Origin of the sequence: Bradyrhizobium sp. BRP56 (assembly GCF_020194035.1) — a bacterium.
In the GTDB taxonomy this organism is placed as follows: Bacteria; Pseudomonadota; Alphaproteobacteria; order Rhizobiales; family Xanthobacteraceae; genus Bradyrhizobium; species Bradyrhizobium australafricanum.
This window is the reverse complement of sequence record NZ_JADYVV010000026.1, coordinates 54718-69880: the sequence shown is the minus strand read 5'-3', so window position 1 is coordinate 69880 and position 15163 is coordinate 54718. Positions and strand designations below refer to the sequence as shown.

Below are 15163 nucleotides of genomic sequence, written 5' to 3'. Positions count from 1 at the left end.
GCATGCTCGATCGGATTGCCAAGGGGCTGGCTGCTCAGTTTGACAGGCACCGGATCGTCTTCTGGTACGATCCGAACCACGAGTTTCGGCAGGCGTTCGAGATGGTGGCGCTCGACGGCATTGAGAAAGTCGAGCTGGCGAACACAGAGTTCGCAGTGAAGCATCGTGTCCTGCGAGAGAAGCCGAAGCAGCGCTTCTTGCTCTATCGAGAAGGGCCGCGTCCAGCCGACATCGATAACTGGCTGCTCGACGTCGAGCTGGCGCATGGGGTTTTTAAGGCCGATCAGATCGCAATCTGGCTGACGGACTTGGGTTTGCCGGTCAGCTTTGAAGCTCTCGCACGGGAACATCAGGAATTCTTCCGCTCCACCCGCCGGCTAGAGAGGCTGAAGGCCGTCATCCGCGGAGACGATACGAAGCCTTTGCTGCGCCTGCGGATGCTCGTCATCTGCGCCTGCGCTGACGGCGATTTCGACACTGTCGTCGAAGCATTGCTGGGGGAGCTTGCGCAGGGTAAAGACGACAGCTTGCGCCTGATCGGCCGTGTTGGCCTACACGAATTCCTCTGGGATCAGATAGCGCGAATCTTTGGCTACCGAGCCGAAAAGCCAAGCATCGGCGATTTCGCGATCACGCTGTTCAAGTCCTGCTATCAGAGCGCAGTCGGGGGCGAAACGATCCTAACATCCGAGGCTATGGTGTTCTTCCGTCGCTGGAAAAACAACCGGAACGCTGAGGACGCTTTCGCAAAGCTGTCGGCCGACTATGCGGAGGTGCTGGGTATTGCACAGGATCTCGCTAGGCGCGACTTCCGCACCCTGATCGAAGTCGACTACTTCGAAGAGGTGGATCGTGCGATCATCCGTGCGCTAGTCCATGAGGTTAGCAACCAGACCGCGGCGCAAGCCGATGTCGCGAACTGGATCCGTCAGCGCCGGCAAAGCCATTGGTATAGCGCCTATCGCGATCTCTACGAGGCGATCGGCTTCGCCGCGGAATTCCAGCAGTCGATGGCGCAGGTAACCGTAGGTATGACCAGCCTCGCGGAAGGTGTTGAGCGTTACGCCATAAGCTGGTTTCGTATCGACCAGCTCTATCGGAAATTTATCTGGCGCATGCAGAAATCCGGGCAAGCAACACTGATGCGCGAGCTGTTCGAGCAGGTCGAAAACCACTACGTCAATAATTACCTTCTGCGCTTAAACGATGTTTGGCAGACCCACGTAGATGCGGCCATATCCTGGTCGGCGCCACCAATTCTGCCGCAGCGGAGCTTCTATCGAGAGCATGTGGGTGAGTTCCGCCGGCGTGATCAGAAGGTCTGCGTTATCATTTCCGATGCTCTGCGCTACGAAATTGGCGAAGAGTTGTTGGGCCGCATCCGTAGTGTTGACCGCTATGAGGCTGGGATCGAGCCAATGTTGGGGAGCCTCCCCAGCTACACCCAGCTTGGAATGGCGTCTCTCCTTCCCAACGGCGACCTGCAGATTGCCGATAACGATTCCGGCACCGTTCTCGTGAACGGCCAAAGTTCACAGGGGCTAGATAACCGCAGCAAGGTTCTGGCGACTGGACGGGCTGGCGACAGGACGACCGCTGTAAAAGTCGAAGACCTGATGGGGATGGACAAGGAAGAGGCCCGGGCGCTAGTTCGCGATCACGACGTCGTTTACGTCTTCCACAATCTGATCGATGCGATCGGTGACAAGCAGGTGTCGGAAGATCGCGTTTTTGAAGCCGCCGACGATACGATCGAGGAACTCGTTAGGGTGGTCAAAAAACTCAACGGCGCCAACGCCAACAATCTGATCGTCACGTCCGACCACGGCTTCATCTACCAGCACCGGCCGATTGAGGAGAGTGACTACTCCTCGGCGCAGGTCGAGGGTGATACGATCTTGTTCCGCGACCGGCGGTTCATCCTCGGGCACGGCTTGAAGGGCAATCGGGGCTTGCGGCGCTTTACGGCAGAGCAAGCGGGCCTCGAAGGCTCAGTTGAAATGCTGATCCCCAAGTCAATCAGCCGGCTGCGACGCCAGGGTTCGGGGAGCCGGTATGTGCATGGCGGGGCGACTCTGCAGGAGATCATCGTCCCGGTTGTCAAGATCAACAAGAAGCGTCAGAGCGACACTTCGGCGGTCGATGTCGAGATCATCGGCAGCACCAACCAGATGATTACGTCGAGTCAGATTTCAGTGCGGTTCTACCAAGTTGCGGCCGTTACAGAGAAAACGCAAGCGCGCACGCTCAGAGCTGGAATCTATGCGCAATCGGGCGAGCTGATCTCTGATACCCATGAGCTGGTCTTCGACTTCCGGTCCGAGAACCCGCGCGAGCGCGAAGTGTCGGTTCGCTTCCTGCTGTTGCGCCAGGCCGACACATTCAATGGTCAGGAGGTCATCCTGAGGCTTGAGGAACGGCACGGCGACACGTCCCATTTCAGGGAATACCGCACGGCTCGCTATACGCTGCGCCGCAGCTTCTCGAGCGATTTCGATTTTTGAGGGGAGAGCGATGACCGCGCTGGACGACAAGATCAATGAATGCTTCCCGGGCCTCGTCGTGCGCAAGGACCTGGTCAAAGCCGTGAAGGGTAACGCGATTGTCCCTTCCTACGTCCTGGAATTCTTGCTCGGCCAGTACTGCGCCACGAATGACGAGGCTTCGATCCAGTCGGGAATCGAGACGGTCAAGGAGATCCTGCGCAAGCATTACGTCCATCGTAACGAGGCGGGACTGATTCGATCTAATATCCGGGAAAAGGGTCGTTGGAAGGTGATCGACAAGATAAGTGTCGATCTCAACACAGACAAGGACGCCTATGAGGCGACCTTTGCCAATCTGGGTATCAAGAAAGTCATCATTGATTCCGATACGGTGAAGGCACATCCTAAGCTGCTGGTGAGCGGTGTCTGGTGCATCGCCGATGTCGAGTATGAGCACAGCGAGGACAAGAACGTCGAGCCGTGGATCCTGGGGAGCATCAAACCGATCCAGCTCTCCAAGTTCGATTACGACGCCTTTCTCAAGGCGCGCGCCGGCTTCACAACCGATGAATGGATAGACCTGTTGTTCCAGACGGTTGGGTTCAACCCGGAAATGTTCGGCCGTCGCAGCAAGCTCCTGCAACTGATGCGCCTCGTGCCCTTCGTTGAGCGAAACTACAATCTGATTGAGCTCGGCCCCAAGGGAACAGGCAAGTCGCACATTTTCTCTGAATTCTCGCCGCACGGCATCTTGATTTCAGGTGGCGAAGTGACCGTACCCAAGCTGTTTGTCAACAATAGCTCGGGCAAGATTGGCCTCGTCGGCTATTGGGATGTCGTGGCCTTCGACGAGTTCGCGGGGCGCCAAAAGCGCGTCGACAAGGCCCTGGTCGACATTATGAAAAACTACATGGCCAACAAGAGCTTCTCGCGCGGTGTGGAGACGCTCGGGGCCGAGGCCTCGATGGTGTTTGTCGGGAATACAAAACACAACGTTCCCTATATGCTGAAGCATACGGATCTGTTCGACGAATTGCCCGAGAAATATTACGATTCGGCCTTTATCGATCGCCTTCACGCCTACGTGCCGGGCTGGGAGATTGATGTCATCCGCGGAGAGATGTTTGCGTCGGGATATGGGTTTGTCGTCGATTACCTTGCCGAAATCCTCCGGCATATGCGCAACGACGACTACTCCAACCGATATCAAGGACTGTTCACGATCTCGTCCGATATTTCGACGCGCGACCGCGACGGCGTGAACAAGACCTTCTCTGGGATGATGAAGCTTCTTTTCCCCGCCGATAACGCGGCCGAGGCTGAGGTGGAAGAGATCCTGCACCTGGCTGTGGAGGGGCGGAAGCGCGTCAAGGATCAGCTCCTCCGGATCGATAGCACCTATCCGGAAACGGACTTCTCCTTCACGGCACGGGACGGCCGTAAGGTCAGCGTCACGACTCTCGAGGAGACGGAGTATCCGTCATATTATTACAGAAAGCGCGCCGCTGACCAAGAGAACACGACGCCGGCAGCGGATGAGACGAATGGCCCTCTTGCGCCAGCCATGCTTGCACCGAGGGAAATTGAGGTCGCGCCAGTACGGCCGCGTGAAGGGCACAAGATCTTCATCGAAAACCAGAAGGGCGTTGCGTTCGCCGACTTATTCTGGCCCTGGATTGACGGGGCGACCAAGGTTGTTATCACCGATCCATATATTCGCATGTTCCATCAGCTTCGAAACCTGATGGAGTTCGTCGAAATGATTGCACTACGAAAAGCGCCGGAGGACGAGCTCTCGGTGCATCTCATCACATGTGTTGATGAAAACCATCCGGAGAAGCAGCAGTCTAATTTACTGGCCGTGGAGGCAGCGGGTGCAGCCGCCGGCATCAAATTTACCTGGGAATATGATGGCACGAACACCATTCACGCGCGCCATATCACGAGCGACACTGGCTGGAAGATCAGCCTCGATCGCGGTCTCGATATCTATCAGAAGTTTGAAATGAACGACGCATTTAGCCTCACTAATCGATTGCAGGTATTTCGTCAGGTCAAAGCGTTCGAGATCACCTATCTCAAGATAGCATCTTAGCTGGGGTAGTTGATCGAGGAAGTTAGATTAGCTGGGCTTGCACGAGAAGTGGATCACGACGCATCTTGCGGTGCGTGGCTATTGGCGCGTCGGGCATAGGCTGAGCTTCCTGCTCCCTGGGAAGGCGTCGTCTAAGAGAGACCATGTAGAAACAAAATCATGAGGCGACAATGTTTGTCACCAGACGTTCTCTCTTTAACGATGCGACTGCGGCCTTCGCCTCTTTTACCGGTTTTGGCATTGCGCCGGGACAATTAAAAGGCGGCACCCGGAAGGTTTCGCAAGATGAGCTGACGAGTGCAATTGCCGACCACGCCGCATGGCTCGACGATGGGAAGCAAGGGCAACGAGCCGTCTTTAGCAACTGCGATTTATCCGGCCTAGATTTTGGAAGTCGCGTCGATTCACTCACCAATTTGAGAGGAGCGGACTTCAGCGGCTCCGATATGACGGGCGTTACGGGAAGAGACGTCAGTTTCCTTCGCGCTGCTTTACACGGCACAATTCTTTCCCAATCGCGCTTCGAAAGAGTGGTGTTCTCTTACGCGAGCTTGAGGCGAGCGAAGTGCGACAACGTTGTCTGGGGTTGGGACCAGGTATCTCTCAACCAGCCAGTCAGAGTTGAGCCGGGCTACGCATCCGATTTTCAACACACGGATGCCGGAATGGCAGACTTTACCCAGGCCAAGATCCGAGGGTTCTTCTGGGAATCGTGTTTCACCGGGGCAAGGCTCATTGAAGCGGATTTTTCTTACTCGCATTTTTGCGGAACCGGATGTTCCGAAACAACGTTCCACGCAGCAGAACTCACTTCAGCGAAATTTCGATGCACGAGGTTATCGCACGTCAAATTTTCGCACGCGAACTGTACCGAAACTGATTTCGAGAACGCCGACATCGGTCCACGAGTACGATTTGATCGACCTTCGTCGTGTTAGCGAGCGGCGGGCAGTAATGCGGCGTTTGCTTAGGCGTTGAATGTTGCTGCAAATCTGACGTCAGACAAGGGAGGAGCTAAGTTTCATGTCGCAATACAAAACAGCGTACAGGTGCGTGTCTACAGGCGTCAGCTTCTTAGGACCAGAAGATGTGCCGAAGTATGATATCTTCGTATCTCTCTTATCGTATGGCAATCGGGCCGGACTCGGTCCACCTCCGTTTGATATAGAGCCTCGAGTTCGCGGCCTTCTCCGGGAAGATGCCATTTTCTGGGCATTGGGATGCGCAAGCCATCTGGAAGCCGGAGGCTGGCGCATCACGAGACGTGATCTCGAAGGGGACAAGCTGAGATACGAAATTTCTCTCGAAGACCAGTTGGGAGCGCGCCGAGAGATCGTAATATCAGAAGACAGTGAACGGAATATTAGGTGAGCGCTAACAACGCACCCGCGCGACGGGCAGTAATAGCGGTGCCGCGAAACGATAGCCCTTCGTGCGAGCGCCTCCGGCGAACGAACAATTCGCGATACCACAACGTCTGTACTGGTAACCCACAGTTGCGCTAGGTGTAGGTATCGCTCAGATGCATTTCACCCCGACCGGAGCGGCTAATGCGTTTACCACAGCCCACCCACCTTAACTATTCGGCCCTCACGGCAGACATCGAACGAGGGCGGATCAAAATTCCGCAATTCCAGCGGGACTTCGTTTGGTCCGTCGAACGCTCGGCCAAGCTTCTCGACAGCGTGGTCAAAGGCTATCCAATTGGCACGATGATTTTTTGGGCGACACGCGATCGGCTGCGGAGTGTAAAGAACATCGGAGGAATCGATCTTCCCGCCCCAATCGAGGGCGAGGTTGTGAAATATGTTCTCGACGGGCAGCAGCGGCTGACTAGCCTGTTCGCCGCCCTGAAAGGACTGACCGTCGTTAGGGCATCCGGCACTAACGACGAGTTTTCAGCGATCTATCTCGACCTCGCAGCGTCTGAAGATCAGCAGATCGTTGTCACAGATCTGGCGGGCCGAGATGCAGCTTTATGTATTCAGCTTCGCGATTTGCTGGGCGGGTCATTGAAGAAGCTCGCTTCATACCCGGAGCACACTCACGCAAAACTCGACGAATACAAGCGGCGGATCGAAGCCTATGATTTCGCGATCGTCGAAGTCCAGGATGTTCCGATTGATGTGGCGACGGAGATATTCACCCGGCTGAACGTTGGGGGGCAGGCCCTATCTCTGTTCGAGATCATGGTGGCCAAGACCTACGATGAAGCTAGTCAGTTCGACTTAGCGGAAAGATTCGAAGAGCTTGTCGGTCGGCTGCAGACGATTGATTACGAGACGGTCTCGGCGGCAACGCTTCTCCAACTGGTTTCGCTCCTTCTTAAGAAGGATTGCAAGCGTCAGACTGTGCTAAATCTCGCCAAAAGGGAGTTCATCGATACATGGCCTCGTGCTGCTGACGCGATCGAAAGGGCGGCAGAGTATTTACGAAATACGTATCGAATTCCCGTGTCAAAGCTGTTGCCCTATAGCGCCTTGCTTGTGCCGTTTGGTTACTTCTTTTTCCATCATAAGGATAAACCCGCCGTAGAGCAGAAGAAGGAACTCGAAGACTTCTTCTGGCGGTGTTCTCTTGCCGGACGCTATTCATCTTCGGTCGAAAGCAAGCTTGCTCAAGATGTCCAACGCATCGACGACATTCTTGGGGGGAAATCGCCTGAATACGATTGGGCTGTCGATCTTTCACCTTCGTTCCTCTTGAAGAATGGTTGGTTCAGTACGAATCGCAGCTTCGTCAAAGCGCTTCTGTGTCTTTATGCATACCACGAGCCAAAATCGTTCAGCGATGGCGCGGCTGTGCGCATCAGCAATGATTGGTTGAAGCAGGCGAACAGCCGTAACTACCATCACTTCTTTCCAAGAGCGTACCTTGCCAGAAAAGGAATTGATGAGGCGGAAGCCAATAACGTTTTGAACATTACAATCGTTGATGACTATTTGAACAAACGGCGTATCAAAGACAAGCCGCCTTCTGCTTACATGCAGGAGTTCAGAAATGAAAACGTCGCGCTCGCCGCTACGATGGCGACGCATCTCATTGTAGACATGTCTGCCTTCGGCGTTTGGACCGATGAGTACTCTCTATTCCTGCAAAAGCGCGCCGATGCCGTAAGTGAGGAACTTTCCAAGAGGGTCATCCCTCGGGAGTCCGACGCGCAGGGGCAAGCGTTTCGAAACGACGACGTCGAGGAAGACACAACCAGCCTCGAATGAGAGCGTGATCGGAACAGCCACCTCAAGTCAGGATCGTTGTCTTGAGCGAGCCGTGGTCGATAAGTCCGGTCGCCTAGCAAGCAGATAGATCGTAAGTCGAATTGGCTCGAAGTATCTCGAAGGGCACAAGTGAAGCATGCCAATCTATGAGGCCAAAGTTGTCGAACGAGCAGGACGTAACTGACGATGAAGACTCATTGTGGCCAGAAGGCGTGGAGGAATTGATTGAGGAAGCGCATGCAGAGGAATCGCGCTTGGCTGCGCCCCTTTATGAGAAGGCGGCATCGATCGGTGGCTCCGCCGTCTACCTAGAAGCAGGCGAACGCTATGAGGATGACGGAAACGAGCGCAAGGCAATTGAATACTATCGGAAGGCTGCCGATGGCGGCTGCTATATAGGGTTTGCGCTAGCTGCGACGGTATATTATGGCCAGCGCAATTATTCAGACGAGGCTCGATGCTGGAAGAAGTTTGTAGATGCTTATGTCCGCGACGGAAATTCGAGAAAAGCTGAGCCCTGCTCGCTAAATTCTTTTAGGAGACCACTGCGCTACTTTGGCGGCTGGTATCTGCACGGAAGATTTCTTCCGGATGGGACGCCCGTGACTGAGTACGCGCAAGCACAGATCGACGCAGGTGAACCACTCAAGGAATGGAAGCGCTACCTTGATCGAGGCGACCTCAACGACAAGCTTCTTCTCCCCATCGCTTCGGAACTGCTCGCCGAAATGGACCAGGACAGTTCGTTTTCGGGAATGGTGTTGGGAGACACAACAGCATTGCGGAACCATCTTAGGTCGCTCTTAAGCGAGCAGCCGGTACCGCGGGCGCCGCTTACCAATTGCGAGCAGCCGGATGTCAGCAACGAAACGTTCAAATCTAAACAAGTGGGGACTGACAGTTTCCTCGTAAGATTGAAAAAGGCCATCGGGTACAACTAAACGGCCCGACGTGAACGGATCCCGCCCCAGCGGGGTGCCGATTTGGTGCGGCGCTGGGCGCGAGCGTTGCCGCGGAGCGGGATCGTGCCGCCGTTGGCGGTGATGGTCTCACCAAAGCGGCGTCCTGCAGCAACGTTTTTTGTTGTCTGTACCCGTCAATCATCTAACGGTTTCTTGGGCGCGTCGCAGTATCATCCCCTCCGAATCACTCCCTCTCGCGATTTTTCAAAGAAGCTCACTCTATGAAATGTTTGACGCTGGCTGGCTTCGCTCTCCTGGTTCTTCAAAACATTCCCGCCAATGCCGCGAGCTTGGAAACAATATCGAGACTATCCTGCTCTGACGTCTCGCAATCTGCGGTGGCCAGACAATCGTGGTCGGCCAGTGGGGCGCCGTATGGTGTGCCGCTGGCGGAATGGCGTCAGGACGAATTTGCCCAGCTCCGCAGCCGGATCGTCGAGTGTGGCAAGCAGTCTGGCTCCGACTCCCGCGCGCTCATCGCCTACCTGCAACGTCTTGAGGGCATGACCCGTCTCCAGAACTCGGCGGCCGACCGCGCGGGGCGCCAAACCAGTGTCGATGAGGCTCATAGACGAAGTCAGGCCCTCAACGAATCCATGGAACAGGCGCAGAGTGATCGGCAGAAAGCTAGCGAGGCAGAGAAAGAGGTCGAACGGGGTCTAGTGACCAAGGTGGAGGCTTTCACTTCGGCAAGCGAACTGAAGTTATTTTGCTCAGAAACGTGGAAATCCCAGCTTCCCGAGACCACCCGCGTGGACGTAGTCGTCGCATGCAAGTCCAAGCTTTCTCGGTTGGCCATTGCTGATCAGGAGAATGCGGAGGCCCGAAAGGCTCAGACGTCCGCCACGCAGCTATCGGAGCTGATCCGGAAAGTTCGGGAGATGCCAGCAACCAATGAGACCGTCCAGCAATTACAATATCTGCGTTCCGATAATCACTACCGTCTTCCGACTCTCACGTTCCAGGATCAGAACAGCTACATCAATGCGATCGACGGTAGGCTGGGTGAGATCGGCAACCAGTTGACCGATGCCACGTGCGCCGGCGTCGTGTCAAAAATCGCGGTGCCTCAGGATCTGCGTGACGCCGTCGTGGTCGACGGCCTCGCGGGCGTCTCCTTGACCTACTTTCTTTGTGGCCCGGCCTAACGACGAGGAACGTGTCAGTCCGACTTGGGCAGCGAGATCTCGTCGAAGTCAAAGTCGAATCTGTCATCCTGACGTTCGCGCGGCGGCGCTACTTGCCGGATCGTAAGATCGACATGGCGGTCGATTCACCGATCCAGGGCGGCGTTAACGCGCTGGTGCTGACTGGCGCGGCTGACGGAGGGAGGCCGGTCCAGATCGGAAATCCCAACTTTTTCGTCATCAACTTCTATTCGCAATTTACGCCACAGCTCGACGAGTTCCTGAAGCAGTCCTCCAGCTCGAACGCCAGAGCGGACCAATTCATGCGCGTGGAATGCCAAATGGGCGAGTGCATCTGGTCAGCTCTGGCGGAAAAGAAGGTCGTCAAACAGCTGCCGAACGGAAACCTTGTCGAAGCGCTCTTGCGCGAATGCGACGTCAGGTATGAGGACGATTATCCAGATCATTACTCATGCCGGGATGCCGAGACTTCGAAGGCGCAGTATGCGGCCTTCTGCAGCACCAAGTTTCCGAGTATCGCGTACAAGGATGGCAATCGCTGGCAACGGACGCGGCTCTCGATCTCGTCGGACGGGGTGTTCAAATATAACAGCGGCTTGATCGCTCGATATCTGCGCATCTGTCACGACAAGGTACGCGGTCCGGGAGACCTCGATACAGTCGTTGCCGAGTTTGGCTATATGAGCCGGGTCGAGGCTCTCGGAGACAACGTGCAGGATGCCGTCGATGAAGTCTCCAAATTGGCCGAGTAAGAGCTGAGCTCTCCCAACGAACCAGTCGCTATGTCAGGATGGCGAGTTTGAGCAGAACTACACAGTAATAATATAGCAATTTCATAGAGTTATTTGACAGATAATCGAGCTCATCTAGTGTGTTTTTCGCGGCGCGCGGATCGCCACGATTGCAAACACCAAGGAGTAGTCAATGACTTTTGATTTGAACAATTATCTTCCTGTCGAGCCAGACTTTTTTGCTGGCTCTGCTGTCGAGGCGGCCCAGAAGGTTGTCGGATGCCTCGTAATCTTCACGGATCTCCGCCGCGAGACCGACAGCGGGATCATCATCGTCGAGGACGAAGCCTACGACGAGACCGACATGGCCTCGCACTGTCATCCTGGGGCAGCCGCGCAGCGCCGCAACCGCAGCTCGTCGATGCTGCTTCCTCATGGGCACGTCTACATCCATCACGACAGGGGGATGCCGTGTCTGAACCTGGTATGCGGAGAAGAGGGCTTTGGCAGCGCAATCCTGATCAGGGCTGGCGTGCCGGTGATCGGAATCGAGGAGATGGCTGAGCGCCGCTCCGCCCATCCGTCGGCGGATCGCACAATCCGCAGCCGTGCCTCAGGGTTCGAACGCAAGCTGTGCAATGGACCTGCAAAGCTGGGCGAGGCGCTCGGGCTCTACCCACTCCTCGATGGAGCCTCGCTCCTTAAGGCTCCCTTCCGCGTCTTGCGCCCGGCTGAGCCGGTGACCAACCTGCTCAATGGACCTCGCATCAACATCTCCAAAGACGCTGATCGCCCGTGGCGCTGGGGCCATCCGGGCTATCGCGAATGGCTGAGCGCTCCATTTCCGTCGGTGGTGGACGCGTGAGCGGAAATCGTGCGATCCGCATTCCTGCCGATCACGAGGCTCACGCATGCACGATTATGGCGTGGGCGGTGCACCGGGAATGGGGAGCCGAAAAGGAGCAGGTCGAGTGCGAGCTCGAGGGTTTGGTCAGGGCCATCGCGGAATACGAGCCAATAAAGCTGCTGACCCCGCGGGACTTGGTGCCGGCGGCTCGGGGGCGGAAATTCGGGCCCGACGTCGAGATCGTACCAGCGGCGGTAGACGACATCTGGATGCGTGATATCGCGCCGGTGTTCGCAAAGCGCGGAGCCGAAACGATCGCGATCGACTTCAACTTTAACGCCTGGGACAATTCCCGGCGCGGCCGAGCGGGCGACCGCCTTGCGCGCACGCATGATTTCGGCGTTCCGGTGATCGGCGTTCCAATCGTTGCGGAGGGCGGAGCGTTCATCACCGACGGTAACGGGCGCGCCGTTGTGACGCGAAGCTGCCTGCTGTCGCGCAACCCACACCTAGATGAAACGGCCATCACCGTGGCGTTCGGTTGTGTTGGCATTCGCGATGTGATCTGGCTTGACGGTGACCGGACCGAACCGATCACCACAGGGCATCCGGACGGATACATGGCGTTCCTGCCCGACGGCAGACTCGTGGTCGAGGTCATTGCATCCGGACCGGGAAGCTGGCGGCGCAAGCGCGACCTCGGAATGTTGCGGCAATTGAGCACGGAAGGAAAGTTGAAGGGCGTCGAAGCGTTCGAGGTGGTCCCGGATGCCTTGGCCGGCAGCGCGATGATGGCCGCGACCTACATGAACCTGTACATCACCGGCGGCGCTGTCCTTACGTCGCGATTTGGCGAGACCCAAAGTGACTTGCGAGCCAAGCTGGAGTTGGAGCGCCTTTTCCCGGGGCGAGACGTCTGCATGATGGAAATGAGGACGATCCTCCGTGGCGGCGGTGGCATCAGGTGCCTGACCCAGCCGGTGCCGATCTGATGCTTCCCATCGCCGGACCCGTATAAGCCGCCTCGGCAAGTGACTTTCAATTGGCGCCCTTCATCGATGGATAGCGAGCCGGATGTGTACGTCGTTGGAGCCGGCGAGGCTCAACCAGAGCTTTTGACCGACGTCGCTTCCGTCAGGGCGGCAATCAGGGCAGGTAAACCATACTACGTGTATGTTCTCCACAGGCCAGATGGTCGGCCGTTCTACGTTGGTAAGGGCCTGAATTTGCGGGTGCTCGATCATGAGGCTGAAGCACGCAATACGACTCGTCTGACCCACAAGCTCAACGTGATCCGAGGTCTCTTTCGGCTGAAGCCGTCGATCCACTATCGCTTCGACAGCTTTTTTGAGAACGAGCCGGAGGCGCTCGCCCGAGAGCGCCAGCTAATCCAGACCATCGGCCGTCATGACCTCGGAACGGGACCTCTCACGAACCAGACTGATGGCGGCGAAGGCATCTCGAACCCCTCGGAAGAATCCCGCCAACGACGTCGGGAATCGCTCTGGGGCGATGCTGCCGATAGCGAGCGGCAGATCGCCAACAACTATTTCAGGCAACTCGCTGTGGTGGAATCGGTCACCTTGAAACCAACATCGACCTGGCGCAGCGCCACCGCGCTGCGCAGGAACCGCGCGGTTCTCAAAATGACATCACGTCAGGCAGCGACCCTCGCCGCAAGTGCCATCCAAAACCGGATCATGCTGGAGCCGGGAGCTTTGATTCCGAGGCGCCTTCGTGTGGAAGGCTTCGAATTCATCATCGAGAATGGCGTTGGCAACGACCTGCTTTCGAGCGACATGGTGACGGTTGTCGATGCTTCGCCGACCCGCGAGATCCTCCGCCTGACTGAGGGCGGATACCGCTTCCTGGTTGGGAAGCTGGATAGGCGGATGCTCATAGATGCCGGCGTATTATCGCCGGATGAAGAATGAATTGGCAGCCGACTGCCGCCAGCCTGGCTAATTCTTTCGATTCCGTGAGCCGTTTCCCCGACGCGCGTTGCTATAGACGGACCTGCGAGCCCCTCTCGCGATTCGCGCTAGTTTTCTATTGCGACAACGATAAGATGAGACAGTCTTGGCAGGGGGAGAGAGATGAGGTGCACCAGCTTCACGGTTCAGTGCGCGTCGATATTGCTGGCCTGCGCGTGGCTCGTCGGCGAGGCCAAGGCGCTGGATTTCACCGTCACCGGCACCGTGCTTACTCCTGTCGGCGTGGTGGCCGACGGGGCGCTCGCCGTTTCTGGCCAGAACATCGGAGCGGTCGGCCCGACAAGCTCCGTCTCAGGGGCCGGTACCGCCATCAAACCCGCGGATGCCGTCATCCTTCCGGGCTTCGTCGACTTGCACAACCATCTCACCTGGAACGTGCTGCCGCGGTGGCTGCCCGGGCGAAAGTTTGCCAGCCGCTACGAATGGCAGGATGCCGCGGAATACGACAGGCTCCTGGTGGCACCTCACAACGTCGTATTGGCAGACGCGGCGTGCGAATCGGCAATCTATGCGGAGATAAAGGCGCTCGCTGGTGGCGCGACCTCCTCGATCGGAAGCCTTTACCCCACCAAGGATCACCCGAACAACGGCGACTGCGCGAAAGGTCTCGTTCGCAACCTTGATCTGGCCTCTGGCTTGGATCGCAAGAATCCAGACGACAACGATGGATGCGGCAAAGCACAGCCGATTCTAGACGTTGTCGATAACGAGGTCTTTCCGCTGGAGATGCCCCACGCTAGGCTGGACTACCTGCTCTGCGAGCTCGGCCTTGGCACCTTGCGCGGTCTCGTCGTCCACTTGTCGGAAGGAGCCGCGACCGATTCCAGCGCTCACCGCGAATTCACGATGGTCGACCGTGCGCATCTGCTCCGCCCAGGGGTGGTGATTGTCCACGGTACCGCTCTGCGCGACGCAGACTTCGGCTCGATGAAAACAAGCGGAGCCGGACTCGTCTGGTCGCCGCGGAGCAATGACGAGCTTTATGGTTCGACAACAAATGTCTCGGCCGCACATCTTGCTGGTGTGCCGGTGGCTATCGCCCCCGACTGGAGCCCGTCGGGAAGCGCGGGGATGCTACAGGAGATCGGCTATGCGTCCAGACGATACCCGTCGATGGACTCGGCGGATCTGATCAAGATGGCCACTTCCATTCCCGCGCAGATGGTGCGGGTCGACGCCAGCATCGGAGACCTGACGGCCGGCAGAAAGGCGGATTTCATAGTCGTGAGGGCCAAAGCCGATCCGAACGCTCGCAATCCTATGCTCGACCCGGTGGTCAAGGCTACGCCGGCAGACATCCTTTTGGTAGTCGTCGGAGGAGAACCGCTCTATGGCGATCCAGACTTGATGAAGCAATTGAGACCGACAGCAAAGCTGGACGATCTCACCGTCTGCGGCGCTCCCAAAAAGCTGTACCTGGGCGAAAGCGATGCGCCATCGCTGAAGAATTCCAGCTTCGCGGGTATTGAGAAGGCGCTTAACAACGCGCTGGTGAAAGCAGGATCGAGCCTGCCCAAGATCGAGTGCGAGTGAACTTTTTGTCCGGGAGTTAGGTCCCGAATCTATGATCTGTCGAAGGACTTTCTGCCGACATTTGCCGCCTCTATTGCATTGTGCGCCGCCGCACTGGCGTATTTGAGCGCAAAGGGCTCATTTTCGATTCGGATTTGTCTCCCGATTCA

Annotated in this window: 11 protein-coding genes; all 11 read left to right on the top strand. The window is 56.9% G+C overall.

Translation table 11 applies throughout. The features are described from left to right. Window positions 1-2: 2 nt before the first annotated feature. The 11 genes from pglZ to I6F38_RS19555 all read left to right on the top strand — a co-directional run bounded on the left by pglZ (window position 3) and on the right by I6F38_RS19555 (window position 15014). The gene (gene pglZ, locus I6F38_RS19605) at window positions 3-2504 is read left to right on the top strand and encodes a BREX-1 system phosphatase PglZ type A (protein WP_225161484.1); all 2502 of its coding nucleotides are present in this window, start codon (window positions 3-5) and stop codon (window positions 2502-2504) included. A 10-nt stretch (window positions 2505-2514) separates the two neighbouring features. Continuing rightward, window positions 2515-4581 (top strand): BREX system Lon protease-like protein BrxL, encoded by a 2067-nt coding sequence (brxL, locus tag I6F38_RS19600; RefSeq protein WP_225161483.1) that lies wholly within the window; start codon window positions 2515-2517, stop codon window positions 4579-4581. Window positions 4582-4751: 170 nt separating this feature from the next. Further along, a complete protein-coding gene (locus tag I6F38_RS19595; protein ID WP_225161482.1) occupies window positions 4752-5519 on the top strand; it encodes a pentapeptide repeat-containing protein in 768 nt (255 codons plus the stop codon). Between the two features lie 612 nt (window positions 5520-6131). Next, a complete protein-coding gene (locus I6F38_RS19590; RefSeq protein ID WP_225161481.1) occupies window positions 6132-7799 on the top strand; it encodes a DUF262 domain-containing protein in 1668 nt (555 codons plus the stop codon). Between the two features lie 158 nt (window positions 7800-7957). Continuing rightward, entirely contained in the window at window positions 7958-8740 is a 783-nt protein-coding gene (locus tag I6F38_RS19585; RefSeq protein WP_225161480.1) for a hypothetical protein, read from the top strand. Between the two features lie 242 nt (window positions 8741-8982). Further along, window positions 8983-9909, top strand: a complete 927-nt coding sequence (locus tag I6F38_RS19580; protein ID WP_225161479.1) for a hypothetical protein — start codon at window positions 8983-8985, stop codon at window positions 9907-9909. Window positions 9910-9920: 11 nt separating this feature from the next. Beyond that, window positions 9921-10661, top strand: a complete 741-nt coding sequence (locus tag I6F38_RS19575) for a hypothetical protein (protein WP_225161478.1) — start codon at window positions 9921-9923, stop codon at window positions 10659-10661. A 172-nt stretch (window positions 10662-10833) separates the two neighbouring features. Continuing rightward, window positions 10834-11505: a DNA-3-methyladenine glycosylase gene (locus I6F38_RS19570; RefSeq protein ID WP_225161477.1), complete on the top strand. Its 672-nt coding sequence runs from the start codon at window positions 10834-10836 to the stop codon at window positions 11503-11505. Continuing rightward, window positions 11466-12479, top strand: coding sequence for an agmatine deiminase family protein (locus I6F38_RS19565; protein WP_225161476.1), 1014 nt, complete (start codon window positions 11466-11468; stop codon window positions 12477-12479). The genes I6F38_RS19570 and I6F38_RS19565 overlap by 40 nt, the downstream gene beginning before the upstream one ends. Before the next feature lie 66 nt (window positions 12480-12545). Next, window positions 12546-13421 (top strand): GIY-YIG nuclease family protein, encoded by an 876-nt coding sequence (locus I6F38_RS19560; RefSeq protein ID WP_225161475.1) that lies wholly within the window; start codon window positions 12546-12548, stop codon window positions 13419-13421. Between the two features lie 162 nt (window positions 13422-13583). Then, the gene (locus I6F38_RS19555) at window positions 13584-15014 is read left to right on the top strand and encodes an amidohydrolase family protein (protein WP_225161474.1); all 1431 of its coding nucleotides are present in this window, start codon (window positions 13584-13586) and stop codon (window positions 15012-15014) included. The last annotated feature ends 149 nt before the right edge of the window (window positions 15015-15163 follow it).

Coding starts and splice junctions, on each gene's coding strand:
- I6F38_RS19570 (WP_225161477.1), top strand. CDS start 10,834: ATGACTTTTGATTTGAACAATTATCTTCCTGTCGAGCCAGACTTTTTT.
- I6F38_RS19560 (WP_225161475.1), top strand. CDS start 12,546: ATGGATAGCGAGCCGGATGTGTACGTCGTTGGAGCCGGCGAGGCTCAA.
- brxL (WP_225161483.1), top strand. CDS start 2,515: ATGACCGCGCTGGACGACAAGATCAATGAATGCTTCCCGGGCCTCGTC.
- pglZ (WP_225161484.1), top strand. CDS start 3: ATGCTCGATCGGATTGCCAAGGGGCTGGCTGCTCAGTTTGACAGGCAC.
- I6F38_RS19565 (WP_225161476.1), top strand. CDS start 11,466: ATGGCTGAGCGCTCCATTTCCGTCGGTGGTGGACGCGTGAGCGGAAAT.
- I6F38_RS19555 (WP_225161474.1), top strand. CDS start 13,584: ATGAGGTGCACCAGCTTCACGGTTCAGTGCGCGTCGATATTGCTGGCC.
- I6F38_RS19595 (WP_225161482.1), top strand. CDS start 4,752: ATGTTTGTCACCAGACGTTCTCTCTTTAACGATGCGACTGCGGCCTTC.
- I6F38_RS19590 (WP_225161481.1), top strand. CDS start 6,132: ATGCGTTTACCACAGCCCACCCACCTTAACTATTCGGCCCTCACGGCA.
- I6F38_RS19580 (WP_225161479.1), top strand. CDS start 8,983: ATGAAATGTTTGACGCTGGCTGGCTTCGCTCTCCTGGTTCTTCAAAAC.